Genomic DNA, 23,120 nt, shown 5'->3' on the forward strand with positions numbered 1-23,120 from the left:
CCCGGCAGATTATTCAGCCCATTCTTCGTCAGCCATCTCTGCAAAACGGCTCTGATCTTTACCGGATTTTTGTTTAAAAATACGTTCCAGCAACGGTGACATGGCCCCGGTAATGTCTTTTTGTAACTCGGCAATGATTTCTTCAATGTCGGGACCGCCTTTAACGATGACCGGATGAGCGCCCAATTTGATTAATTCATTGGTGGCTGTGCCACCAACCGAGCCGCAATAAACCATATCGCAGCCGGTTAACCAGGCCAGCTTAGGCTTTAATTTCTCTTCATTCCCGTCACGCTGTTCCTTACCAAACGACTTAGCCGCCAAAGGCGTCGCGGAACTGCCGTCTATGGCGTAGACATGAAATCCCAAGGATGACCCGAAATGCTGATTAACCATTTCCCCATCGGAACTGGCAAAAGCCACGATCAGCTTATTCGCATCGACTTCCAGCTCCGCGACACTGTTTACATCGGCAAGTTGATTCATATGACACTCCTTAATAAATATTTGGGCCAAAGATCGATGAAGGCAAAGTCCTAAAGTCGATGGTCTTTGGAGTTGTTGATCCGTGCCTTACTTAAATCCGGCCCTTGAATACCGTTCGACCTGAGCCTGTCGAAGGACGCACCAGCCGTAGTTTTTTACGAGTTCGGTACAAACCGCGCTACTTTCGTTGCCGGTATTCCGCAACCAGCTCTTTAATCTTCAGTCGCATAATGTCTTTCAGCATTTGTATTTTTCGGTCATGTTCCTGATGGGCAATATCGTAAATTTGTTTTCTGAGAGTTTCGTTACTATCCTCGGGTAGGCTCAAAGCCCATTCAGAAAAAAAGGCATCGTAGCTGTCTATCGTTTTGATCAACTCAAACCTGAGCTTTTCTCGGTCTTGCCTCGGGATAGCCTTTAGCGCTGCATCGATAACCGCATCAAGATCCGATTTTTGTTGTTGGTTGGGAACGGGAAACGGGATGATTTCAGACATAAACGCCGTGATAATGATGAACAACCGGACATAGCATTGATTTGTGCACGGCTTGCTTAATTCATATTTCGCGCCAATTTATAAGTTATTGATTAATAAGTAGAAAATCCTGTGAGTATCTGTTGCGTTTGTAACAAACAAGACCCTGTTGAACCGCAGATGTTTGAATGGCAGCAGTTGCGCTTAATCAACCACCGCAATCCGACTTGAAATGTTAGCGCTACAGCAGGTGTAAATTGGCGGAAGTTGCTCGGTCAGGATTAAGCGGGTAAAACCGACCCATCGACGACATTCAAAGCTTTGAGATCAATGGCAGCAGCAAAACAGTAAGCTGTCGGTCAATGCAAAGTTAGGTTGCGCACGGCTCTGCTTCTAGTGGCAATATCCTAAATCACACTAACCGCCAACGATACGCTCCGCATTTACGGTGCTGGCTGAAGTTTGAAATCCTGCAAAGACTGGAGTTCGTTTCTGATTAGCCCTTCGGCTTAAATCTAGTCAGTACATTCATTAATTCAAACATTTTAGTTGTCGGATCATCCGTGTTCAATTGACTTTGTTGTTTGAATAGTGATTTAGACCTGTCGATTGCGTATTCTATATTTTTGCCATTGTTCAAGAGATCAAATCGATCTTTATTAATACGCTTATTAGTGTGACTATAATCAGTTATATGCTTTTTGAGCCGTTTTATTGTGTTATTTTCGGATCCTAGCGGAGAGTCCACTTTCTCAAAGTGTAATAACATCCAATATTCAAAGCACGGAACAGAGGTTATTTTTATTAATTCACCGCCACGAACAGATTTGGTTCGTTGGCAAGCTTTGGTGAATGCATCTGGATCATCCTTATCGAATAGGCAATATATGTATTCGTACGGTTTAAACGGCGTTTTGCGTTTCTGAGCAACTGCAACGGCATAATCAACAACGCTAATGGGCGATGACCCGTACGTAACCTCACCGATTTTGGGTGGAGCTTTTTGAATCTCTGAAAACGTTTTAAGGCATACATGCTGAGTGGCATCAATCAAATGAATTTTGTTTTCAATGCCCCAAGTGTTTCGTAAATGGCGAATATAATCGCCTTCGGTTTCACCTTCGCAAACCGCTAAAATGACAGCCGCCTGTTTAACTTGTTGTCTTTTTAGATCGTCTGCTTTTTTCTTATTTCTTTGAAAAAGCTTATCGCTCATTGCCAATTAAACTCACCGATGAAAGGGACGGCACCATACTTTCCTTCTAAATAACCTTTTGCCAGCGATTCATTAGATCGTGGGCAAAAATCGCTCAACGGGTAAAGTTGAGTCGCGAGTTCGCTATCTTTTTCAACAAACCACACTTGGTCGCGGCGGAAAATATCATTTTTTAATACCGAAATATCGTGAGTCGTGAAAATTAACTGGGCATTATTAGGATTGGTTTCTGGGTTATTGAATAAATCGATAATCATCTTTACGATAAATGGGTGTAAGCTATTGTTTAACTCGTCAATATAAACAATACGCCCATTTTCTAAAATATCAATAATAGGAAATGCCCAGCCAAATAGCTTTTGGGTGCCTTCAGATTCTTCAGTTAAACTAAGTGGGGCACGTTGGTCTTTGACATGCGTTAAATTTACTTTGAATTTACTCAAATTACCCTTTTCAAAGGCGACTCTAAGTCTATCAGGGATACTACCGTTTTCTTGTTCAAAATTTTTTAAATCGTCCAAATCCAATTTTTTTTCTTCGACATCAAGGTCGATAATAGATAAGTCAGCAGTATTGAGGTAGCGTAGAACTTTCTTCTTAAGCTCACTATCTTGGATTTTGTTAGCTGTATAACCAATATATCCTTCTGAAAGAAAGACAATTTTATTTCTAAGCCAATTAAATACGGGTTTTAATGTTTCTGAATTATCTTGCACCGCTACGGATAATAACAAAGAGTTATTGCGTGTCCGGCGTTTCCAAGCCTCTCTATCCGCTTTTTTGGCTAGATTTCTGTGTACAATCCATTGCTCTTTATCTTCCCCATCGCGTTCAATCCAGGTTTGTACTGAGTTTTTTGGAGTAACATAAAGCCATTCATTCAATACTGCTTCCTGGTTTACGGCAAAGCCGTACTGATACCGTGCGCCTTTATCGATAAATACAACTTCAAACGTGGATGGTTCTAGGTAGGAGGTATTGTCTAATTTGAACGGGATCGTGTCGGTTTCCTCGCCTTCATTCATCTTGCTATTGTTAAGAATAAATTTCTCCATGAAGTTCAAGGCATCCAGTAACGATGTTTTTCCTGCCGCATTGGCTCCATAAATCGCCACGGTACGAAGTAATTCGCTTGGCTGGCCGCCGGTAGAAAACAGATTATCAGGATGTTCCTTATAAGCTTTAACTGGAGTAAGCCTTAACGTTTGTTGCTCCCTAATCGACTTAAAGTTAGCAACGCTGAATTCAACTAGCATGATTTGTGTTTAGCTGTGACAGAAATAATGAAAAATTGCATGTTTTGTGCAAAAAATAGGCTTAATCTATTGAAGTATAGACGTAATCGGACTAAAACGCACTAAAACGCACTAAAACGCACTAAAATAACAACCCTCACCAATACTTACCGAAGTCATTACATTCCCAGCAAGGCCTTGCAATCAGGCTTTTAGATATGTTGACAGACGAGTGTATATTCCAATGCTGCCATTCGTAACGCTAACCCAGCGGTCCGCAATTGGCCGAAATTTGCCCATCAACCTACTCCAGAACGCCTACCGGAAAATCAGGTTTGCGATAGGTTTAAAAACAATTCACAAAGACCCGGAACTACATCAGGCTTCAAAACCCATCTCGAAGGAAGAGAAGCCGGACTCGTCGCCATATATCAACGATAGACCGGACGGATCAGGAGTTTTGCTTTGTTTGGCCGAATAGGCGTCTAGGATTGGGGTGATGTGGCGTACCGATCTCGGCGTGGTGTAAACCAGGAAGGCCGTGTCGTCGTCGGACCAGCCGCCGAACATCGCCATGCCCTCGGGGCCGTTTCGCGCCACGTAGGCGGCTCGGAAAGCGCCTAACAGCACGTAGATTTCACCGGATTCGTATTCCTGGCGGGAGAGGGTGATGCGGTGCCAGCTCATGGTTTTTGCCATTTTATGCCTTCCGTCACTAAATCAACTTAATTGACCTAAATCGTCTTGCTGCTTGATTTTGCTCAGCCCCAAGAATCTTAACATCGGAAGGCAATACAGACCATACAGGTGCCCACCGGGATGGATAATCCCGGTGCCAAAAAATTACGAAATGTAATTAAACAACGACAGATTTTGTACCTTGGTAAAGGCTTGCTGCGCGGCTTGCAGCGATATTTGTTGCAGATTGAATTTGCTCAAAGCTTCCGCGTAGTCCAGATCGCCGATGTCCGAGGCGGTGGATTTGTTGTCCAGAATGTAGTCGGCGTTTAAATTTTCCTGATCGTCCAAGGCGTTTAAACGGGCGCCGGCCGAGGCGCGTATCGTATCGAAGCGCACCAGAGCGGTATCGATGTCGTTCAGCGAGTTCTTGTTGGGGGTGTTGGTTTTTAAATCGGCGGATATTTGCGCGACTGCTTGAAACACGTTGCTGATGCTGCCTGCTGTCAGCGGCGCGACTTGAATACTGCCGAATACCGACTCGCCGGGGTCGCCGTCGGTCACTTGCCGGCTGGGGCCAATCGCGATACTACGTTGGTTGGCGTCACCCTGATAGGCGTAAGCCGGGGTGTCGGTAAATGCGGCCTGGTCGGTTTTGTATCCGGAATAAATATACTCGCCGTTGGCATTTTTGGTGTTGGCGATGCTGAGCAATTGCTTGTTCAGCTCATCGATTTCCATCGCGATTTGTTTGCGGTTGGTGGCGGTGTTACTGTCGTTCAAGCCTTGTACGGTCAATTCCCTGATTCTATGCAACACGCTGCCGGCATTATCCAGACCGGATTCTTCCAGGTCGAGCCTTTGCCGCGCCGCGCCGATGTTGACTTGGTATTGCTCATTTTCCTTAATGTTGTGATTCAGGTCGATCATACTGGTGGCGGCGACCGCATTTTCGGCCGGGCTCAGGTATTTCTTGCCGGACGATAGTTTTAGCTGAGTCTCGCTGAGTTTGGATTGCTGATCCAACATCGCGTTAAGGCCGAGCTGATGATTCCATGAAGTTGAAATGCGCATAATAATCTCCTAGCGAAATGCCCCGATCAGCGTGTCGAACAGTGAGTTAGCCACCGACACGGCTTTGGCTGCTGCCTGATACGAATTTTGAAAATTGATGAGATTGGCAGCTTCTTCATCCAAGTTGACGCCGGATACGTTTTCCTTGGCGCTGGTGGCTTGCTTTAGCAGGGTTTCCTGCGCGGTGCGACCCACCGAGGCGGCATGAGTTTGCGAACCCACATCCGAGATCATTTGCCCATACACTTGGGTAAAGCTGGCTTTACCGCCGAACATTTTTGCCTGGGTTTCCAGGTTAGCCAATTTCAGCGCATTGCTGTTGTCGCCGGGCAGGCCGGTGGCGCTGGCGGCAGCAATTTGTCTGGGATTGGTGATGGCCGCGTTCACTTTGATTTTGGCGGCGGCATTAAAGTTGGGGCTGATCTGGAAGGAGTCGCCAATGGTCAGTGAACCGCCGCTAAAGCTGATACTAAAACCGTTAGTGGCGGCGGTGGTCGCCAGAGTGGCGGCGCTTAAGCCGGCCGTTGTTGTATTGTCGCTTAAATTGGTCAGGCTGAAAGTGGCCGCCGGCACCGTTGCGGTCACATCAAGCCGGTAAGCGGCGCCCAAGCCGGATGCTGATGTTGGGGCAACAAATGCGCTGGAAACCACCAAGGTGCTGTCGCTGACGGTGGCTTTCACTTGCGGAGTAGGCGAATTCAAATCAAAAAACGCCACATTGGTGTTGCCGTTGATGTCGTAGCCGGCTTTATGAATATTGTTAAATTCCGTAGCCAAACCGGTTGCCAGCAAACCCAGCTGTTGTTGCGCAGGGTCCAGTACTTGATCTCTAAAGCGCAAATTGCCGGAGATTTCGCCGCCGGATAACTGTTTTGAAATATCCTGGCCATTCAGCATGATCAACTTTTGATTGACGTCGTTACTGTCGCCTACAACCGATAGCGTGGACGCCGCACTGCCCAACACCAGTGGTTGGCCCTTGCCGATAAACACGTTGTAAGAGCCGTCGGCTTGGGCGACATAGGAAACATCGGCTTTTTCGGCAATTTTAGTCAGCAATAGATCGCGCTGATCCATCAACTCGTTGGGCATTTGCTTGCCGGACGAGCGGCCGATGTCCGACACGATTTTCACATTCAATTCGGCCAGGGTTTTGGCAAAGCCGTTTAGCTCTTGCACCGAACTGGTGATGTTATCGTTGACACGCTTACGCAAGTCGCCGAAGCGGGCGCTCATGGTGTTGAATTGCTGGGTCAGGGATTCGGCTTCGGTCAGCATTACCTGGCGGGCGGCCACCGAGCTGGGATCGTTGGCAACGCTGTCGATCGCATCGAAAAAGCTTTTCATGGCCGGCGCCAGACCAGTGGTTTCGTCGGCGGTGATATTGTCGATTTGCGAGGACAAGGTGTAAAAACTGTCTATATCGTGAAACGTCGCGGTGCTGGAGCGGACCTGATTGCTGATGAACTGGTCGTAGCTGCGGGTGATATTAGCAACCTCGACGCCGTTGCCCATATAGCCGTTGCCGGTGAATTGCTCGGGGCGGGTGGCCAGTTCGACGCGCTGCCGGCTGTAGCCTTCGGTGTTGGCGTTGCTGATGTTGTTGCTGGTGGTTTCCAGCGAGCGTTGGAACGCCGTCAGCCCCGACAATGCGTTTCCGAGAATGCCAATGGCCATGGTCGCCTCCTATCCCGCGCTTTTTAGAGCTGCTACCTGGGCCGCGGTTTGGCTGTGGTAGATCGTCATGACTTTTTCGGCATACCGCGGATCGGTGGCATAACCGGCTTGTTGCAGCTCGTGTAAATAGTGTCCGGCGTTGCCGGCTTTTTTCAAAGCTTCGCTGTAACGCGGATTGGTTTTGATAAAGTTCACGTAATCGTCGAAGCTCTCTTTATAGGAATCGTAAGCCCGGAAGCCGGCCATTTCTTTTTTGGCGACACCGCCGGCATATTCCAGCGTCATGGTTTTGGCTTGTTTGCCTTGCCAGGACCTGTCGGCCTTGATATTGAACAAGTTAAAGCTGTTGTCGCCCTGGGGATTTTTCACCATGCCTTGGCCCCAGCCGGTTTCCAATGCCGCTTGAGCCAGCAAGACATTGGGATCCACTCCCAGGCTGCGCGCGGCTTGTTCGGCATGCGGACGCAATTGGTTAACGAACTCGTCTCTGGAGGTTAGCGGCCGATCATTTTCGCTGCTGACTTTGTCGTCCAGGGTTTGCCATTGGTCGGCTAGCGCATTTTGACTACGTTCCAAACGGGCCAAACTGCGTTCCAGGCTGCTTAAGCCGGAGGCATCCAGCGGCATCTGCTCTTCCGCCTCTTCGCTGCCGGCCCGCAGCGATTGGTGTTTGTCGGGGTTGTTGCTGGCGCCGGTGCCGGCCGCGCGATTCAAGAAATCGCCAGTGGACAGTTGTTTGTCTTGTTCTTCGTCTTTGTTTTGTTTGGGCGACAGTTGTTGAGCAATCAAATCCGCAAAACCGATGCCGGGTTTGCCGGCCAGGTGCACGGACATTTGTTGGTCGTACATGTCTTGGTAAAACTGGGTTTGTTGGCTATCCAAAATGCCTTCGGATAATTTGGCCTGACGCATGTTTTTCATGATCATGCCTAAAAACACCGACTCGAATTGTTTGGCGACTTCCTTGATCGCCTCGGGCGATTGCTCGCGGGCGCCTTGTTTAAGTTTCGCCAGGCCGTTGAAGTCGGTATAAACCGAAGCGCTGTCTACGTTTAACATGGGAATCTCCAAAAAATCATGCAATTGGCGGCTGTATTACGTTGTTTAAATCACGATCAGCTCGGCTCTGAGCGCGCCGGCGGATTTCAAGGCTTCCAAAATCGCCACCAAGTCGCTGGGGCCGGCGCCGACGCCGTTTACCGCTTGGACGATCTCGTCCAGCGATACGCCGGGGTTGAAGACAAACATGTGGTTCTTGTCTTCTTTGACCGAGACATTGGATTGCGGTGTCACTACGGTACTGCCGCCGGATAACGGGTTGGGCTGGCTGACTTGTTGGTTCTCGCTGATCGTCACCGTCAGGCTGCCATGAGACACCGCGGCCGGTTGTACTCTGACCTTGCTGTTGATAATCACGGTGCCGGTGCGCGAGTTAACAATCACTTTGGCGGGCGCATCGTCGGGGGCCAGTTCCAGGTTTTCGATAACGGAAGCAAAGCCGACCCGTTGGTTGGGATTAACCGGCGCTCTGACACTGACCGAAGTAGCATCGACGGCTTGCGCGGTGTCGGCACCTAGGGCCTTATTGATGGAATCGGCCATGCGCTGCGCGGTGGTGAAGTCCGCGGAATTCAAGTTAAACACCAGGTCAGCGCTTTGATCGAATGAACTGGGTACGATGCGTTCCACCGTGGCGCCGTTGGGTACCCGGCCCACCAATGGATTGTTGACGGTAATTTTTGAGCCGTCCTGGCCGCCGGCGCTAAGGCCGCCCACCACTAAATTCCCTTGGGCCACCGCATAAACATTACCGTCGGCACCGCGTAAGGGGCTCATCAACAGCGAGCCGCCGCGCAGGCTTTTGGCATCGCCTATCGAGGAGACCGTGACGTCAATTTTTTGACCGGGTTTGGCGAAAGCGGGCAGGTCGGCGTGAATGCTGACCAATGCGACGTTTTTGGCTTTGGGATCGGTATCCGGCGGCAAGGTCAGGCCCAGCTTGCCCATCATGCTGCGCAGGCTTTGGCCGGTAAATTTGGTTTTGTCGCCGGTTTTATCCAGACCCGTCACCAGGCCGTAGCCCACCAATTGGTTGGTGCGCACGCCGGCGATGGCGGCGATGTCTTTGATGCGTTCCGCTTGCGCGGTATTTGCCAAGAGCAGTAAGGCGATTGAAAAGAGTATTTTGTTCATCAGATTTCTCCGTCAGCCTCAGCTAGAAAGGAAACAAGGGGCTGGAAAGAATTCGCGAGATCCAGCCGGGCTTGCTGCTGTCGGCCAAGGCGCCGTCGCCGGTGTACATAATTGTGGCGTCGGCCACTTTGCTGGAGGCCAGGGTGTTGGCGACGTTGATGTCAATAGGCCTTACGATGCCGGACAGGCGGATATATTCGCTGCCGTCGTTCAGCGTCACACGTTTTTCGCCGCGCACGCGCAGATTGCCGTTGGGCAATACATCGACCACGGTCACGCTCATGCTGCCGGTCAACCGGTTACTTTGCCGGGAGTCGCCTTTGCCTTCGCTGCTGCGGTCGGTACTGTATTCGAGCGATGAGGCCAGGTCATGTCCAAGCAAAGCCTCGCTGGCGACGCCGAATAGAGTTGGGGCAGAGCCTTTGATATTGATGTCAGAGTTTTTACTGGCCTTGGAATTGGCTTGCTTGGTGGCGTTGGTGTTTTCGTCGAAGGTTACCGTCAAAATATCGCCGACCCGGCGCGCGGCATGATCTTCGAATAAGCGCATGTCGTAGCCGGCCTGGTAAATCGCGCCGTTGCTTTGTTGGGGCGGCCGCAAATCGGCGGGTTGTACCGGGGCGAAGTCGGGGTCGCGTTTTGGCAAGGTATCGCAGCCTGCCAGTAAGGCGATTGCCGCTACCAGCAAAATTTTGCCGCCTGCTTGCCGTGTGATGAATGTATTCATGAGCTTTGTCCTGAATTAAAGTTGTTGCGTGACAAAGGACAACATCTGGTCGGTGGTGGAAATGGCTTTGGAGTTCATCTCATAAGCACGCTGGGTTTCTATCATGTTGACCAGCTCTTCCACGACGTTGACGTTTGAGGTTTCCAAGGAACCTTGAATCATGGTGCCAAGTTCGTTCTCGCCAGGCGCGCCGATAATCGGCGCACCGCTGGCGACAGTTTCCCGGAACAGGTTGTCGCCAATCGGCTCCAAGCCGGCGGTGTTGATGAAGTCGGCAATTTGAATTTGGCCTACTTGATTGGCCGCCGCGGCGCCGGGTTGGGTGACCGAGACCGTGCCGTCCTGGCCGATGGTGACACTCAGCGCGTCTTGCGGAATGGTGATGGCCGGTTCCAGCGGCATGCCGTTGGAGGTGACCACTTGGCCGGTGGAGTCCATTTTGAACGAGCCGTCACGGGTGTAGTTGATGTCGCCGTTGGGCATTAAAATCTGCATAAACCCGCGTCCGCTGACCGCTATATCCAGCGAGTTGCCGGTTTGTAGAATATTGCCTTGGGTGTGCAGTTTTTCGGTAGCTACCGTGCGCACCCCGGTGCCTAGCTGTAAGCCGGTGGGTAATTGGGTGTTCTGGGTGGACTGTGCGCCGGCTTGACGGACGTTTTGATACATCAAGTCGGCGAAAATCGGTCTGGCTTTCTTGAAGCCGGTGGTGTTGACGTTGGCCAGGTTATTGGAAATAACCGCCATGCGGGTTTGTTGGGCATCCAAACCGGATTTTGCGACCCATAGTGCTCGTTCTGTCATGACAATCTCCTAATCTGACAATTTTTTGTCTTATCAGGAGTTAAGCAGAAACTATGCCACTTGCATCAGCTTGGCGCTGGCGCCTGATGTGTCATCGATGTTTTTCATGACTTTGGATTGCAATTCGAAGTTGCGAGACAGCTCTATCATTTCCACCATCGCCGCCAAAGCATTGACGTTACTGGATTCCAGCGAGCCTTGAATCAGTGTGACAGTGGCGTCGGCCGGTATGGCGCCGGCTTGCTTGGCGTGCATCAAGCCGTCTTCGCGTTTCTCCAGATTGGCCGGATCGGGGTTGACCAGCTTGATCCGTTCAACAATCACGCTGTTGGTGGCATTGACACCTTGCGGGACAATGGAGATGGTACCGTCAGTGCCGATTTCTAGTTTTTGGGCTGGCGGAATTGTGATGGGTTCGCCGCCTTCGCCGAGTACCGAAAGTCCGGCGCCGTTTTGCAATAAGCCTTCGGGAGTTAGTCGAAGATCGCCGGCGCGGGTATAGGCTTCCTGGCCCTCTGCATTACGCACCGCGATCCAGCCTTGGCCGTTGATGGCGACATCCAGGTCGCGGCCGGTGGTATGGATGCTGCCGCTGGCCATGTTGGTGCCGGGGCGTTCGGTCATCGAATACACCCTTGATGGATAACCGGGACCGAAAGCCGGCATCGCGCGAAATTGCTCGAAATCGGCCTTGAAGCCGGTGGTTTGGGCGTTGGCCAGATTATTGGCGTTGGCGCCTTGCGCCAGCAAGGTCTGCTTGGCGCCGTTCATCGCAATGTATAGGCTACGGTCCATGGTTATTCCCCATTAATTACCGAATCTGCAGTATGGTTTGCATAATGCTGTTTTCAGTGGTGATGGTTTGCGCATTGGCCTGGTAATGCTGTTGGGCGACGATCAGGTTGACCAGTTGCGCGGATAGCTCGACATTCGAGCTTTCCAACGCGCCGGCCTGAATCAGGCCGAAGTTATTCGCACCGGCCTCACCGGGAATCGGTTCCCCGGAGTTGGCGCTTTGTCCCCAAGCGGTGTCGCCGATTTTGGCCAAGCCGTTGGTATTGGCGAAGCGGGTCAACGCCACTTTACCCATGGTTTGCGAGCCGCCGTTACTGAAGCGGGCAAATATCACCCCTTCGTCGTCAATATCAATGCCCGTCAAGCGTCCGGCCGGTAAGCCGTTTTGCGTCATCGTATTCACGCTGAACTTTTCCTGAACCTGGGTGGAACCGAAGAAGTCCATGGTGCCTACTTTCACAGGGGCCGCGCCGGTCGCCGGTAGTATGGTGTAATCACTCAAGGCGAAGCGTCCGGACACCGGGGATTGTAATTTGCCGGAGGAATCAAAAGTCATCACGGCCGGTGTCGGCAAAGTGGTGGTCGTGGCCGGGGCGGCGACCGCCGTGCCATAGGTGCCGGCATTGATGGAGGTTCGGGCGTTTGGGGTGGCTGGCTCGGCCATAAAATGATACACACTCCAATTCGTAGTGGAGGCTGTCGAGGCGCCTTTCACATAATAGGTGGAAAGAATATGCGGCGAACCCAGCGAATCGTAAACAGTCACCGAGGTTTGCGAGTTGTAGGAGTTATTGTTGGTTGGGTCGAACGGAGTTACGCTGGGAACGGTTTCGTTGGCGTTGAGATTTACCGCCAGAGAGACAGTGTCGGTGGCGCTGGGTAAACCGGTGAGGGTATTGATCTGCACCGGTTGCGTCACCCCGGTGCTGAAGCCGTCGGAGACTGCAGTGCCGTTGGGTTTATAAACCATCAGTGATTTGCCTTGGTTGTTAACCAGATAGCCGTCCTTGTCCAGTTTGAATTCGCCGGACCGGGTATAAGTGATGTCATTGGTTTCTGTTGGGCTTTTGGCCATGGTAAAGAAGCCTTCGCCGCTGATCGCCAAATCCAGATTGTTGTCGGTGAACGACAAGCTGCCTTGGTTGAATTGTTGGGCGACGTTGGCAACTCTGACGCCGGCGCCGGCCGTGGTGTTGCTGACTCCCCCCAGACTGGAGGCGTAAACGTCGGCAAATTCCGACCGCGACTTTTTAAAGCCTACGGTGTTGGCGTTGGCAATGTTGTTGCCGGTCACCGCCAGATTGTTGGATGCGGCGTTTAAGCCGCTTAATGCTGTTGTAAAAGCCATGATGCCTTCTCCTTCACAAGATTTGTTTAATTTGACTGAATTTTACGGTGCCGACGCCGTCCAGATTGACTTGCAGGCCGTTGCTGCCGCTGCCCATCGTCACGCTTTTCACTAGCGATTTAATATTGGTGGCTAATACCGTATTGACGCCGTCAATTTTGGCTTCCGCTTGAATTTTGTAGACGCCGGGGTCGGCAAATTGTTTATTGCTGTCTTTGCCGTCCCATTCGAAGGTGGTAGTGCCCGCCGACTGTGCGCCCATATCGATTTCTCTGATGATGGCGCCGGTTTGCGGGTCTATGATTTTCACGCTGACATTCGGCGAACTGCTGGGCATTTCGAAATCGCCCGAGACGCTGCCGCCGGCACCCAGCAAAGCTTCCTTGGAGGGTGCCGAAACATGGCGGCCAACCAAGCCGGCTGCTTGCAGGGCTTGGTCTGAGCTGAGCGAGCTGGCAAACTCTTTGAACGAAGCCTGTAGATCTTGAATACCCGATACGGTGCTGAATTGCGCCATCTGGCCAAGAAATTCGCCGTTGTCCATGGGCTTCATCGGGTCTTGATGCGTCATTTGCGTGGTCAGCAGTTTCAGAAACTGGTCTTGCCCCAAGCTTTGTTTTTTTACGCCGCTTGATGTGTCGGAGCTGGTAGTGGCCAAGCCGAGACTTTTAAAGGTGTCTATTGCGCTGGTCATAAATGCCTCACTGTCCCATTTTCAGGGTTTGCAAAATCAGGTTTTTAGCCGTATTCAACACCTCTACATTGTTTTCGTAGGAGCGGGAAGCGGACATCATATTGGCCATTTCTTCCACGGTGTTGACGTTGGATTTATAGATGTAGCCGGTCGCGTCCGCCAACGGATGATTGGGGGCATATTCCATCACCGGCGGCGCTTGGTTTTCGACGACGCCCAGCACGTTGACGCCGCTGGCGGTGCTGTTCTTGTCCATTGCATTTTTCAGTTCGGCGGCAAACACCGGTTGACGGGATTTGTAGACCTGGTCGATGCTGCTGCTGACGCTGTTGGCGTTGGAAATATTGCTGGCGACCAGATTGAGTCTCAGGTTTTGCGCGTTCATACCGCTGCCGGCGACATCGAAGATGCGAAATGCAGACATGGTTATTCTCCTTTAATGGCCGACATCAGGCCGGAAAACTTGTTGTTGATAAACCGTAAGCTGGCTTCGTACTGCACGGCGTTTTCTGCGTATTTGGCTTGTTCGATGTGCGATTCGACGGTATTGCCGTCCAGCGAGGCTTGTTGCGGATTGCGGTACAGCAGGTCTGCGCCGAGTACATTATTCTGGCTAGACAGATGGCCTTGCTGGCTGCGTTTCAGCTCTGATCCTGCCCCGGCCAGGGTTTGTTGAAACACCGACTTGAAGTCCAGATCGCGGGCTTTGTAATCGGGCGTGTCGGCGTTGGCCAGGTTTGATGCCAGAATTTCGCTGCGCTTTTCGCGCAACGCTAATGCTTGCGGATGAATGCCTAAGGCACTGTCGAAATTAATAGCCATAATTGCCACCTTTGGGTTTTTTAAACTTTAAAGCAGTATATGTGCCATAAAATAAATGTGCTGTTATTTCATTTGTGTAGCGGATTTTAGGGATGGCGAGAGTGTCAAAAAACAGTGCTTCGGGCGGGGCGGCAAAATGCTGCCGCTGTGTTAAGTCGTCAATAAACTGACGAGCGACTTAACCGATTTTTTTGAAGTAGCTGGTTAAGCCGGAACGAACCAATTCAAAGCTGTTTAAGCCTGTCGGCATCGCTTCGGTACTGCTGAGGAACAGATAGCCGCCGGGTTCCAGGCTGTCAGCCATGCGGGAGAGGATGTCGCGTTTAACTTGATCGGAGAAATAGATCAGGACGTTGCGACAGAAGATCAGGTCAAAACGGCCCAAGGCAGTGAACGATTTGAGCAGGTTGAATTGTTGAAAACGCACGAGTTGGCTGACTTCCGGGCTAAGTAAGTAGCCGTCGTAATTTTTGTGGAAATACCGGGCTTTTGCCGCGCTATCCAGGCCGCGAGATAGTGCGGCTTCCGAATAAACCGCTCGCTTGGCTTCTTCGAGGATAGCTTCCGAGATGTCCGTGCCGATAATTTGCACGGAGCGGGATTTGCTGGAGGCTCTGATGGCTTCCAGGGCGCAGATGCCTATCGAGTAGGGTTCTTGGCCGGATGAGCAGGCGGCGGACCAAACTCTTACGTTGCCGTTTTTGCTGTTTAACAAGCCGGGTAAGACCTTGTCTTTGAGTTCGACGAATTGCCGTTCGTCGCGAAACCAGAACGTTTCATTGGTGGTCATCGCGTCGATGACGGCGCTTTTGATTTTTTGCGCGGAAAATGACGCGGATTGCAGGCTGTTGGCTAGTTCAGCGAAACTTGTGAATTCAAATTTGCCCATCAAGGGCAATAATCGGCTTTTTACCAGGTATTGTTTGCTGTCACCCAACTCGATGCCGCAGCTCTGGCTGAGGAATTGTTGTATGGTTTGGTACTCCGCGGCGGAAATGTCGATAATTTTACCCGCCGGACTACCCGGTTCAGCCTGGTTCAACATGTCTAAGCTTTGCGGCTGGACGGCGTCTCGAGTATCGGTCAGGAATGGGCTGCATGATAAAGTTTGAGCTGATGCTGAATGGAATTCATCAACGAGTCTGGGTCAAATTTGGCCAGAAATTCGTTAGCGCCGACTTTTTGGACCATTGATGTGTTAAACACGCCGCTTAATGAAGTATGCAAAATCAAATAGATTTTTTTCATGTTGGGGTCGGCCTTGATTTTGGTAGCTAGGGTATAGCCGTCCATGCGCGGCATTTCTACATCGGAGATGATCATCGAGTATTTGTCCTGAATATCGATGCCGTCGGCCACCAGCGCGTTTAAATGATCCCAGGCTTCTTGGCCGTCTTTTAGCAGCGTACATTCGATGCCGATTTGCTGGCAGACCCGTTTAACCTGGTTCCTGGCCACCGATGAATCGTCCACTACCAAGATATGATCGTTTTTGCTGGTTACTTCCATGTCGATGATTTCTGCAGAAGCTTCTTCGCGGCCGCCGATGACTTCTTTCATCACTTTTTCGACGTCAATCACCTCTATCAGCTCACCGTCGATTTCAGTCACTGCAGTTAGATAGCTTTCTTTGCCGGTGCCGGTAGGTGGGGCTTTTACTTGTTCCCAACCGATATTAATGATCCGGTCTACCGAGCCGACCAGAAAGCCTTGAATGGAACGGTTGTATTCGGTGACGATGACGTAGCAGCCGGCGTCGCGGACCAAGGGTCTCATGCCGATAGCCATCGACAAATCGAGTACGGGAATGGTTTTACCGCGCAGGTGGGCCACGCCGCAAATCACCGAATGTGAATTGGGAATTTGCGTTAAGGGCGGGCATTGAATCACTTCCTGAACTTTGAAAACATTAATCCCAAAGCGTTGTTTACTAACAAGTTTAAACAACAAGAGTTCGAATCTGTTGTGCCCCGCTAGTTTGGTGCGCTGATCGACTCCGTCTAAGACTCCGGCCATAAAACCCCCTGAAATATACTGCTTGCAATTATAGACACTTTGCTTTTTTTTACTTTATAAAATTACTGGTATGTTTCGTGCTGTATTCTTGCAAAAGTCAAAAAAATGGCGACTGCAATGAAGATCAAAAATTTGAGAGTGATTTGGCTGTTGGTCTGCGAAACAGCGTTAGCGGGGCCGATGCAGTCGGTGCCGTTAATCCAGGATGCGGTTAACCAATACATCAGCACCAATCTTGCTCCAGGCGGCAAGTACGAAATAGGCGGAGCGCAAATTGATCCGCGTTTGCAATTGTCGCAGTGCGAACAACCATTACAAGTATTTACCCAATCCGGCGAAATAAAGCCTGGCAGGAATACGGTGGGGGTGCGATGCCAAGGCGAAAGAGGCTGGACGATTTACAGCATGGTATCGGTAAGGTCGTTTAAAGACGTACTGGTCCTGAATCGTTCATTACAGCGCAATGATGTGATTCGTGCCGAGTATTTGACTACGGAAACTCGCGATATTGGCTTGTTGCAACAGGGTTATCTGACTGAGTTGGATGATGTCGTTGATAAGCAGGCGGTACGTAATATTCCCGCCGGCAGTGTGTTGAGTAAGCTGCACGTTACCGAGTTGACGTTGGTCAAGCGGGGCGAGCGGGTGAATATTCAATCGGGCAAGGCCGGAGTGCTGATTAGCGCGGTCGGCACGGCGATGGCGGATGGCGCAAAAGGTCAGAAAATCAATGTAAAAAACTTGTCTTCGCAACGGGTAATCCAGGCCACCGTGGTGGATTCCGGTCAGGTATCGGTTTATTTTTGATAAAGCGTTAAAGGAATTTATGATGATGCCGCTAAATGCTACAGATAAAACTAATTTAGGAATACCGTCATGGCTATCGACCCTATCACCAGCAAATCTGTTAGCACACCGCTACCGGCAAAACCAGCGGTTAAGGACTCGGCCGAACTTAAAGAGAAGCCCGTCAGCGGCGCCTCCACGGACACAGTCAACATCACAGCGACCGCTCTGGACATTAAATCGGCAACTGCTGCAAGCGCTACCGCCCCCGTGGTGAACGAAGACCGTGTGGCGGCCATAAAAGCCGCTGTGCAGGACGGCAGCTATCAAGTCAACGCCGAGCGCGTTGCCGAGAAAATGTTGCAATTTGAAGGTCAACTAACCAATAGCACATAACGTCATGATAGAGAAAACTTATCAAATCACCGAAAAACTATTAAATAACGGTTTAAAAGCAACGCAAAGTTTGCACGAGCTGCTGAACGCCGAAGCCGCAAACCTGAAACAAAAAACCGATGCGGATGCCATATCGGCAATCGCTACCCACAAAAAAGATCTGGTTGCCCAGCTTGAGCAATTCACCAAGCAACTTGGGCAGGTACTCGCCACCGAGCAACTGGTGGTGAGTAACGATGGCATGAAAGCCTATCTGGTCAAAGCTAAATCCGCCGGTATCAATATTTCCGAATCCTGGAATTATTGGAATCACATCGTTAGGCTCTCTCAAACCTGTCGCACAATTAACGAACAAAACGGTGCCAGCATTGCGTTATTGAGTCGACATACGCAAAGATCACTGCAAATCTTAAGAGGCAAGTCGCCGTTAGCTGCTACCTATGGGCCTGATGGCGTTACCCGCAACGAGCTGTTTTCGCATACATTAATTTCGGTGTAGACTGAGCGACGAATAACCAGACAGGTCGCTCATATGCTGCGAAAACTCAAGCATTTATTTTCAAAACCGTTGCCGACGGAGCCCGCTCACGATGATGATGACGAGCTATTGAGTTTTGAGAACCCCAACTTTATTACCGATTCCGACAAGATTGCCAAATTACTGGGGGAAATTGAAAATAGTTCGCCGCTATGTACGGTTCAGGTTGAGGGTGAGGACTTTAGTTCTTCAATATTGGCAGTCAAACTGGATAAGAAGGTCATTATCCTCGACGAGCTGATGCCTAAACACGGTAACGATTTTCTGTTGCTTAATCGCTCGCTGAAACTCTCTACCTTTCATAAGGGTATCCATTTATCGTTTAATCTGGCGGGAATCGAAGTCGGTCATTCAAGGGGAATCAATTACTACAAAGCCCCATTCCCTGATCGCGTGTTTTATCCCCAGCGGCGGCGCACCCCGCGCCTGGAAATTAGCAGTATCGATATTCCGTTTTCCGGAGTTGTGCAGCGCACGGGTATTTCGGTAGGAGGTAGTCTGTTCGATTTATCCAGAGGCGGAGCGGGGATTACCGTTCCCGTTAATAGGGCGCGGGTTCAGCGCGGCGATATCGTCAAAAACTGCCAAATCACCTTTGAAGATTATGTTATGGATTTTGATCTGTCCGTACGCTTTGTAAAGCCGGTATCGGCGGCATCAGCCAAAGTGCAAATCGGCGGATTATTCGAAAATCTGTCTGCAAAAAGCCAATCCAAGCTGTCCTATTTCATCACTTCACTTGAGCGCGTGGAGATTAGAAAACAGAAAGCCTAGTCTTCTGGCCTGTGGTAAAATCACGCTCTAAGGTCCCGGTAGCTCAGCAGGATAGAGCGGTCCCCTCCTAAGGGACAGGTCGGACGTTCGAATCGTCTCCGGGACGCCATAACAGCCGTTACGAACTGCTTTTGGCTGACCAAAGCTCTCGCAATCGTTGCATCAAACGCCGGTTTAAAGTCTGGACATGAGGCATAGTTTTTTGCAAATCCAACTCCTATGTGCGCTCAACGCTGATGGCGTTTTGAAATAGTTTTCCCGTGCGAGCTTATTTTTCGGCGCATCCGCTATCTTCAATATTAGTCTTGTAGCGACCATGATTCATGCCAGTTTGGCACGCTGATGAACTTCAATAGTCGGTCTTACAGGGTGGTAGCCCAGCCAGCAAAGCATCGTTCGTTAAAGGCTTTAATCAAAACTTAATATTTTGTTAATAAAGGATTAAGTTGCCGGCTGTAGAATCTCGGCATACCCAATTTCTAATTGCGGTTTTTTAGTTTTGAACAACCGATTTGTCCGACAGATGCACGACTATTCATAAAGGTGGAAGGGGTTTCTGTATTAGCAATGGATTGTGGCGCATTATATTGCGCGGTAGAGTTGGGAGCGATTGGTGGTGGGTAGCGCGGCTTGCATTCAGTGGTTTATGCCGTGGTATAGGGATAAGTCTAGGGAGAAAGCCGGAGGGGTATGCACCCTATGTAGCCAGGTTATTCAAGTGGTTGCCATGCCTTTGTAAAAAGCGCCGTTTCAGTAAAGTCGTTTGAATATATCAATTCATCTATTAAACTTGATCTCTGTTTCAGGGATTAACCATTTTGAGCTATTGCCTTGCGATCAACGAATGTTCGGCAGTAGCGGCTTACGAGAGTTGAAGACTCGTAGTAAGCAGACAGAACTCTGCTAAAGCTGATGTTGTTATGCAATATCGGCTTCGGAGTATAAGGTGGCTAAAGGATAGCCGTTTGTTAACGTAAGTGAAAATGGGGAACAATCCATGAAAATGCTTTTATCTTTAAAACTTTGGCTTGCTGTTTGCCTGTTTGCAGTTTCGACTGCAAGCTCAGCAGGCATCATTTGGGAAGCTACTGACGGCGATAGTAATTTTATCTCCTTCGGCTCTAGTGCATTCCCATTTACTTCAAGTGACACCTTCGGTATCTTTGCTGCTACCGCTGATCTGGCTGCTGATGCACCTGTGTACACTTTTAACGGTGTAGGTAGCTTTGCCTCTGCTAGCCCTTTTAAATTGGGCCTGTTGACAGCAAGCGGTTGGGTTAGTGAAGCCGGTAATTACGAGCTGAGCGCTCCTAATACCTTCTTGTTGTCCTTTGTAAAACCTGGCGTGATTACCAACAACTTAAGCTTTCTGTTTGGATTTGATCTGAAAGCAGCCGCTAATCAAAATCCTGTCACTAGCGTGCCTCTCCCTGCTTCTGTATGGTTTATGACGAGTGCATTGATGGGCTTTCTGTATATAGGTCGTCGTAAACAGGTCGTTTAATCCCAAGTTATCATTGGGCTTTTAGGCCGGTTGGAGTCCAGTACTCCACCCGGTTTTTTTATGCCTATTGAACAGAGGCCGGTTTGTTCATAAGTGCTTACACAAAGTTGTGAGCAAATCCGGCAACGCACTAAAATCAGCGCACTCATTTTCGAATGCGTTCGAGACACGGTTTTTATAGCGTTTATCTTGCTGCGGCAGGCCATAATAAGCGGTGTGCAGATTATCTTGGGTAAATACTATGGCGAAAATACTAGTGATCGGTTGTGGAGATATTGGCTATCCGGTGGCTTTGCGCTTGCACCAGCAGGGGCATCAGGTAACCGGGTTGAAGCGCAGCGCGCCGGCTACCTCGACCCCGTTTCCCATTTTTATTGCCGATGTAAGATTGGCCTCGTCATTGGTTGCTTTACCAAGCAGCTTTGATGCGGTGATATTTATCGTAGCTCCCGATAGCCGACAGGCTGAGGAATATCAGGCGCTGTACGATGTTGGTTTGCGCAATTTGTTAGCGCATTTTGCGGCAGCTGAAACATCACCTTGTTGGTTGATGGTGTCGTCAACCAGTGTTTACGAACAGAATAGTGGTGAATGGGTCGATGAAACCAGTGTCACTGAACCGGCTAGCGCCACGAGCCGCTGGCTGGCTGCGGCGGAGAAACGCTTGTGGATTGCGAGTGACCGCAGTTGCGTCGTGCGTTTTTCCGGAATTTATGGACCGGGTCGTGATTGGTTATTACGCCGAGCGGAGCGAGGGGAGGGCATCCAACAGCAACCGCCCAGTTATACCAACCGCATTCACTCGGAGGATTGTGTGGCGGTGTTGTTATTTTTACTGGAAAAACAACTCACTGGTGTAGCCTTGGAGCCATGCTACTTGGCGACCGACGACGAGCCGGCCCCGCTTTGGGAGGTGATGAATTGGTTGTCTGAACAATTTGCTTGTCCTCAGCCTTCACCGTTGTCAGTAGCTCCGGATGCCCCGCAAAACAAACGCTGTCGCAACACCAGGCTCAAGGCCTTGGGTTACCGCTTTTTGTACCCTAGTTATCGGGATGGTTATGCAACCGTGCGACCGTTGCCGGGCGCGGATGACTGAGCTCAATGACTTTTTGATGCCCTCTTCATGTTATTCAAGCTCAAGCAAGTTTATAGGTGTTGAGTTTGCCGTTTATTCGCCACACCGCGCTTCGTCGCGAACACTGTTGCGGCTTGTTGTAAGAACGCCGGCCGACTTTTTTCGCCGCTCCTTAGATAGTCCTCGTCTAACGCAGCCATCGCTTCGACTGGCGGTACAAATAGTGTGTCAGTCATGACCGAGTAGGTTAATTCGAATAAGCGTTTCAAAGCAATTTGCCAGGTACTGTCCGTTAAGGCGTATAGCGCATCGCTAAATTGTAAAAAGCGGGTAAACGGTTGTTCGGCGACAATGAGCGGCAAACTCGTGGCAAACCGGCCGGAATTGCCGATCAAATCCCAAAAGCGGGCGAATCGCGTAATACGTTGCAAGTCAGTAAAACTTATATCTCGCGTGCTGAGAATGGCGTAGGGTGGCTGCGGGTCATAACGTAGCTGGTAGCCGTCATTGTGTCGGTTGATTGGCGCGCCGCGCAGGCGTTTTAAAATCCCGACCTGAATTTCTTGCGGATTCAGCGCAAACAATTTATCGAAACTGGCACCGAAGCCGGCAAGGGTGTCGCCAGGCAGGCCGGCAATTAAATCGGCATGGATATGAGCGTTGGAATACTGCCGGAGCCAGCTTAAATTGGCTTCAGTCTTCTGGTTATCCTGTTTGCGGCTGATCAGATTTTGAATGGCAGGATCAAAGGTTTGTACGCCCACTTCAAATTGCAGTACTCCGGGCGGGAATTGGCTGATGGCCTGCTTCAGCCGTTCAGGCAAATTGTCCGGTATCACTTCAAAGTGCAAATATAGATCTTCGCTCAAGCGAGTCAAAAAAAACTCAAGGATAGCAACGCTGTTGTCTACTTTTAGATTGAAGGTGCGGTCGATGAACTTAAAGTGTCGTGCACCGCGCCGGTATAGAGTTTCCATTTCGCGCAAAAAGCCGTTTAAGTTGAACGGTTTGGCGGTAGTGTCCAGCGACGACAGGCAAAATTCGCATTTGAACGGACAGCCGCGCGATGCTTCCACGTAGATAATCCGTTGACGGATGTCGGTGTCGGTATAGTGTGGATATGGCGACGCCAGGGTGTCCAATGCGGCCATCTCGCCGGCCACGATTTTTTCGGTTGGTTTAAATCCTGACAGCAACTGCCGGCATAATTGCGGAAAACTTAATTCGCCGTTACCGGTGACGACATAGTCCGCCGATTCGGCAATGCTTGGTAAATCGGGCGGATGACTGACTTCCGGCCCGCCAAGTACGATGATAATTTCTGGTGCGACTTGTTTCAGGATGGCTACCACGGCGCTGATTTCCGCCACATTCCAGATATAAACGCCGAGGCCGATAATCCGCGCTTGTTGTTGCAGTAGTTTTTCGACAATTTCGATTGGGCGCTGCTGGATGCCGAATTCTAATAAGGCCGTGTCTGTTTGCAACGTGCCCATGTTGGCGTAGAGATAGCGTAAGCCAAAAGCAGTGTGAATGTATCGGGCGTTGAGGGTCGATATAACGATGCTGGGCATGTCTGATGTGGCAGATGGCGTCTAAATTGCGGAATGCGCCAGCATAGCATCAATTTGGTGTTGGAAGCTGCTCTCGGCTGGTCTGCAAATGCAGGCTACGCGCTAGTGCAAACTATTGTGGAAACTGGCATTGTGCTGAAAATGCCCGGCCGTATCAGCATGGCTGGGTGAATGATGTTGCCGGTTTCTGATTAGGCCGGCGATAGTTTGGGAATAAAACGCTTGTGCTA

25 protein-coding genes and 1 tRNA gene are annotated in these 23,120 nt (G+C 50.3%); 7 read left to right on the forward strand and 19 right to left on the reverse strand.

All coding sequences use genetic code 11. The annotated features are described in order from the left end of the window. Nucleotides 1-9 precede the first annotated feature (9 nt). From ACR02O_RS06805 to ACR02O_RS06890, 18 genes are all read right to left on the reverse strand, one after another. The gene (locus tag ACR02O_RS06805) at nt 10-486 is read right to left on the reverse strand and encodes a NifB/NifX family molybdenum-iron cluster-binding protein (RefSeq protein ID WP_494523057.1); all 477 of its coding nucleotides are present in this window, start codon (nt 484-486) and stop codon (nt 10-12) included. A 178-nt stretch (nt 487-664) separates the two neighbouring features. Then, entirely contained in the window at nt 665-982 is a 318-nt protein-coding gene (locus ACR02O_RS06810) for a hypothetical protein (RefSeq protein ID WP_494523058.1), read from the reverse strand. Between the two features lie 475 nt (nt 983-1,457). Further along, the gene (locus tag ACR02O_RS06815; protein WP_494523059.1) at nt 1,458-2,177 is read right to left on the reverse strand and encodes an RloB family protein; all 720 of its coding nucleotides are present in this window, start codon (nt 2,175-2,177) and stop codon (nt 1,458-1,460) included. Then, a complete protein-coding gene (locus ACR02O_RS06820) occupies nt 2,174-3,433 on the reverse strand; it encodes an AAA family ATPase (RefSeq protein WP_494523060.1) in 1,260 nt (419 codons plus the stop codon). Before ACR02O_RS06820 ends, ACR02O_RS06815 begins: the two co-directional genes overlap by 4 nt. Before the next feature lie 357 nt (nt 3,434-3,790). Then, nucleotides 3,791-4,111, reverse strand: coding sequence for a hypothetical protein (locus ACR02O_RS06825; protein WP_458139170.1), 321 nt, complete (start codon nt 4,109-4,111; stop codon nt 3,791-3,793). A gap of 144 nt (nt 4,112-4,255) precedes the next feature. After that, the gene (gene flgL / locus ACR02O_RS06830; protein ID WP_494523061.1) at nt 4,256-5,164 is read right to left on the reverse strand and encodes a flagellar hook-associated protein FlgL; all 909 of its coding nucleotides are present in this window, start codon (nt 5,162-5,164) and stop codon (nt 4,256-4,258) included. Nucleotides 5,165-5,173: 9 nt separating this feature from the next. Next, a complete protein-coding gene (gene flgK / locus ACR02O_RS06835) occupies nt 5,174-6,841 on the reverse strand; it encodes a flagellar hook-associated protein FlgK (protein ID WP_494523062.1) in 1,668 nt (555 codons plus the stop codon). Nucleotides 6,842-6,850: 9 nt separating this feature from the next. Next, on the reverse strand, nt 6,851-7,900 hold the full coding sequence (gene flgJ / locus ACR02O_RS06840; protein ID WP_494523063.1) for a flagellar assembly peptidoglycan hydrolase FlgJ: 1,050 nt from the start codon (nt 7,898-7,900) through the stop codon (nt 6,851-6,853). A gap of 45 nt (nt 7,901-7,945) precedes the next feature. Further along, on the reverse strand, nt 7,946-9,034 hold the full coding sequence (locus ACR02O_RS06845) for a flagellar basal body P-ring protein FlgI (protein WP_445367997.1): 1,089 nt from the start codon (nt 9,032-9,034) through the stop codon (nt 7,946-7,948). Between the two features lie 22 nt (nt 9,035-9,056). Then, nucleotides 9,057-9,761, reverse strand: a complete 705-nt coding sequence (gene flgH / locus ACR02O_RS06850) for a flagellar basal body L-ring protein FlgH (RefSeq protein WP_051670499.1) — start codon at nt 9,759-9,761, stop codon at nt 9,057-9,059. 15 nt (nt 9,762-9,776) lie between these two features. Further along, complete coding sequence (gene flgG, locus ACR02O_RS06855; RefSeq protein WP_033159262.1) at nt 9,777-10,565, reverse strand: flagellar basal-body rod protein FlgG; 789 nt, start codon at nt 10,563-10,565, stop codon at nt 9,777-9,779. Between the two features lie 51 nt (nt 10,566-10,616). Further along, nucleotides 10,617-11,360: a flagellar basal-body rod protein FlgF gene (gene flgF, locus ACR02O_RS06860; protein WP_494523064.1), complete on the reverse strand. Its 744-nt coding sequence runs from the start codon at nt 11,358-11,360 to the stop codon at nt 10,617-10,619. Between the two features lie 16 nt (nt 11,361-11,376). Beyond that, nucleotides 11,377-12,708: a flagellar hook protein FlgE gene (flgE, locus tag ACR02O_RS06865; RefSeq protein ID WP_033159264.1), complete on the reverse strand. Its 1,332-nt coding sequence runs from the start codon at nt 12,706-12,708 to the stop codon at nt 11,377-11,379. A 13-nt stretch (nt 12,709-12,721) separates the two neighbouring features. After that, nucleotides 12,722-13,402 (reverse strand): flagellar hook assembly protein FlgD, encoded by a 681-nt coding sequence (locus tag ACR02O_RS06870; protein WP_033159265.1) that lies wholly within the window; start codon nt 13,400-13,402, stop codon nt 12,722-12,724. Nucleotides 13,403-13,409: 7 nt separating this feature from the next. Then, nucleotides 13,410-13,826 carry a flagellar basal body rod protein FlgC gene (flgC, locus tag ACR02O_RS06875; protein WP_033159266.1) on the reverse strand — a complete coding sequence of 139 codons (417 nt, stop codon included), beginning with the start codon at nt 13,824-13,826 and terminating at the stop codon, nt 13,410-13,412. A gap of 2 nt (nt 13,827-13,828) precedes the next feature. Further along, nucleotides 13,829-14,224, reverse strand: a complete 396-nt coding sequence (gene flgB / locus ACR02O_RS06880) for a flagellar basal body rod protein FlgB (RefSeq protein WP_033159267.1) — start codon at nt 14,222-14,224, stop codon at nt 13,829-13,831. Between the two features lie 178 nt (nt 14,225-14,402). After that, entirely contained in the window at nt 14,403-15,269 is an 867-nt protein-coding gene (locus ACR02O_RS06885) for a CheR family methyltransferase (RefSeq protein ID WP_051670501.1), read from the reverse strand. A gap of 38 nt (nt 15,270-15,307) precedes the next feature. After that, complete coding sequence (locus ACR02O_RS06890) at nt 15,308-16,240, reverse strand: chemotaxis protein CheV (RefSeq protein WP_020483236.1); 933 nt, start codon at nt 16,238-16,240, stop codon at nt 15,308-15,310. 117 nt (nt 16,241-16,357) lie between these two features. On the opposite strand from ACR02O_RS06890, the gene flgA reads away from it, so the two are divergent. From flgA to ACR02O_RS06925, 7 genes are all read left to right on the forward strand, one after another. After that, nucleotides 16,358-17,047, forward strand: coding sequence for a flagellar basal body P-ring formation chaperone FlgA (gene flgA / locus ACR02O_RS06895; RefSeq protein ID WP_494523065.1), 690 nt, complete (start codon nt 16,358-16,360; stop codon nt 17,045-17,047). Nucleotides 17,048-17,116: 69 nt separating this feature from the next. Continuing rightward, on the forward strand, nt 17,117-17,422 hold the full coding sequence (gene flgM / locus ACR02O_RS06900) for a flagellar biosynthesis anti-sigma factor FlgM (RefSeq protein ID WP_101052429.1): 306 nt from the start codon (nt 17,117-17,119) through the stop codon (nt 17,420-17,422). Between the two features lie 4 nt (nt 17,423-17,426). Further along, complete coding sequence (locus tag ACR02O_RS06905; protein WP_033159270.1) at nt 17,427-17,921, forward strand: flagella synthesis protein FlgN; 495 nt, start codon at nt 17,427-17,429, stop codon at nt 17,919-17,921. 33 nt (nt 17,922-17,954) lie between these two features. Beyond that, nucleotides 17,955-18,734, forward strand: coding sequence for a flagellar brake protein (locus tag ACR02O_RS06910; protein ID WP_205451278.1), 780 nt, complete (start codon nt 17,955-17,957; stop codon nt 18,732-18,734). A 32-nt stretch (nt 18,735-18,766) separates the two neighbouring features. After that, nucleotides 18,767-18,843 (forward strand) — tRNA-Arg (locus tag ACR02O_RS06915). Nucleotides 18,844-19,731: 888 nt separating this feature from the next. After that, on the forward strand, nt 19,732-20,238 hold the full coding sequence (locus tag ACR02O_RS06920; RefSeq protein ID WP_033159282.1) for a hypothetical protein: 507 nt from the start codon (nt 19,732-19,734) through the stop codon (nt 20,236-20,238). A 241-nt stretch (nt 20,239-20,479) separates the two neighbouring features. Beyond that, nucleotides 20,480-21,337 carry an SDR family oxidoreductase gene (locus ACR02O_RS06925; RefSeq protein ID WP_458139175.1) on the forward strand — a complete coding sequence of 286 codons (858 nt, stop codon included), beginning with the start codon at nt 20,480-20,482 and terminating at the stop codon, nt 21,335-21,337. A gap of 50 nt (nt 21,338-21,387) precedes the next feature. On the opposite strand, the gene ACR02O_RS06930 is transcribed toward ACR02O_RS06925, so the two are convergent. Then, the gene (locus ACR02O_RS06930; RefSeq protein ID WP_458139176.1) at nt 21,388-22,890 is read right to left on the reverse strand and encodes a B12-binding domain-containing radical SAM protein; all 1,503 of its coding nucleotides are present in this window, start codon (nt 22,888-22,890) and stop codon (nt 21,388-21,390) included. Between the last annotated feature and the right edge of the window lie 230 nt (nt 22,891-23,120).

It is taken from the genome of Methylomonas sp. PHL2-19, assembly GCF_059331595.1.

What these genes read in the sequence shown, in the direction of transcription:
- ACR02O_RS06885 (WP_051670501.1), bottom strand. Translation starts at nt 15,269, where the DNA reads ATGTTGAACCAGGCTGAACCGGGTAGTCCGGCGGGTAAAATTATCGAC.
- ACR02O_RS06845 (WP_445367997.1), bottom strand. Translation starts at nt 9,034, where the DNA reads ATGAACAAAATACTCTTTTCAATCGCCTTACTGCTCTTGGCAAATACC.
- ACR02O_RS06925 (WP_458139175.1), top strand. Translation starts at nt 20,480, where the DNA reads ATGGCGAAAATACTAGTGATCGGTTGTGGAGATATTGGCTATCCGGTG.
- ACR02O_RS06825 (WP_458139170.1), bottom strand. Translation starts at nt 4,111, where the DNA reads ATGGCAAAAACCATGAGCTGGCACCGCATCACCCTCTCCCGCCAGGAA.
- ACR02O_RS06910 (WP_205451278.1), top strand. Translation starts at nt 17,955, where the DNA reads ATGCTGCGAAAACTCAAGCATTTATTTTCAAAACCGTTGCCGACGGAG.
- ACR02O_RS06905 (WP_033159270.1), top strand. Translation starts at nt 17,427, where the DNA reads ATGATAGAGAAAACTTATCAAATCACCGAAAAACTATTAAATAACGGT.
- flgK (WP_494523062.1), bottom strand. Translation starts at nt 6,841, where the DNA reads ATGGCCATTGGCATTCTCGGAAACGCATTGTCGGGGCTGACGGCGTTC.
- flgH (WP_051670499.1), bottom strand. Translation starts at nt 9,761, where the DNA reads ATGAATACATTCATCACACGGCAAGCAGGCGGCAAAATTTTGCTGGTA.
- flgC (WP_033159266.1), bottom strand. Translation starts at nt 13,826, where the DNA reads ATGTCTGCATTTCGCATCTTCGATGTCGCCGGCAGCGGTATGAACGCG.
- flgA (WP_494523065.1), top strand. Translation starts at nt 16,358, where the DNA reads ATGAAGATCAAAAATTTGAGAGTGATTTGGCTGTTGGTCTGCGAAACA.
- flgG (WP_033159262.1), bottom strand. Translation starts at nt 10,565, where the DNA reads ATGACAGAACGAGCACTATGGGTCGCAAAATCCGGTTTGGATGCCCAA.
- flgM (WP_101052429.1), top strand. Translation starts at nt 17,117, where the DNA reads ATGGCTATCGACCCTATCACCAGCAAATCTGTTAGCACACCGCTACCG.
- flgL (WP_494523061.1), bottom strand. Translation starts at nt 5,164, where the DNA reads ATGCGCATTTCAACTTCATGGAATCATCAGCTCGGCCTTAACGCGATG.
- ACR02O_RS06930 (WP_458139176.1), bottom strand. Translation starts at nt 22,890, where the DNA reads ATGCCCAGCATCGTTATATCGACCCTCAACGCCCGATACATTCACACT.
- ACR02O_RS06920 (WP_033159282.1), top strand. Translation starts at nt 19,732, where the DNA reads ATGAAAATGCTTTTATCTTTAAAACTTTGGCTTGCTGTTTGCCTGTTT.
- ACR02O_RS06810 (WP_494523058.1), bottom strand. Translation starts at nt 982, where the DNA reads ATGTCTGAAATCATCCCGTTTCCCGTTCCCAACCAACAACAAAAATCG.
- ACR02O_RS06820 (WP_494523060.1), bottom strand. Translation starts at nt 3,433, where the DNA reads ATGCTAGTTGAATTCAGCGTTGCTAACTTTAAGTCGATTAGGGAGCAA.
- ACR02O_RS06890 (WP_020483236.1), bottom strand. Translation starts at nt 16,240, where the DNA reads ATGGCCGGAGTCTTAGACGGAGTCGATCAGCGCACCAAACTAGCGGGG.
- ACR02O_RS06870 (WP_033159265.1), bottom strand. Translation starts at nt 13,402, where the DNA reads ATGACCAGCGCAATAGACACCTTTAAAAGTCTCGGCTTGGCCACTACC.
- flgJ (WP_494523063.1), bottom strand. Translation starts at nt 7,900, where the DNA reads ATGTTAAACGTAGACAGCGCTTCGGTTTATACCGACTTCAACGGCCTG.
- flgE (WP_033159264.1), bottom strand. Translation starts at nt 12,708, where the DNA reads ATGGCTTTTACAACAGCATTAAGCGGCTTAAACGCCGCATCCAACAAT.
- ACR02O_RS06805 (WP_494523057.1), bottom strand. Translation starts at nt 486, where the DNA reads ATGAATCAACTTGCCGATGTAAACAGTGTCGCGGAGCTGGAAGTCGAT.
- flgB (WP_033159267.1), bottom strand. Translation starts at nt 14,224, where the DNA reads ATGGCTATTAATTTCGACAGTGCCTTAGGCATTCATCCGCAAGCATTA.
- flgF (WP_494523064.1), bottom strand. Translation starts at nt 11,360, where the DNA reads ATGGACCGTAGCCTATACATTGCGATGAACGGCGCCAAGCAGACCTTG.
- ACR02O_RS06815 (WP_494523059.1), bottom strand. Translation starts at nt 2,177, where the DNA reads ATGAGCGATAAGCTTTTTCAAAGAAATAAGAAAAAAGCAGACGATCTA.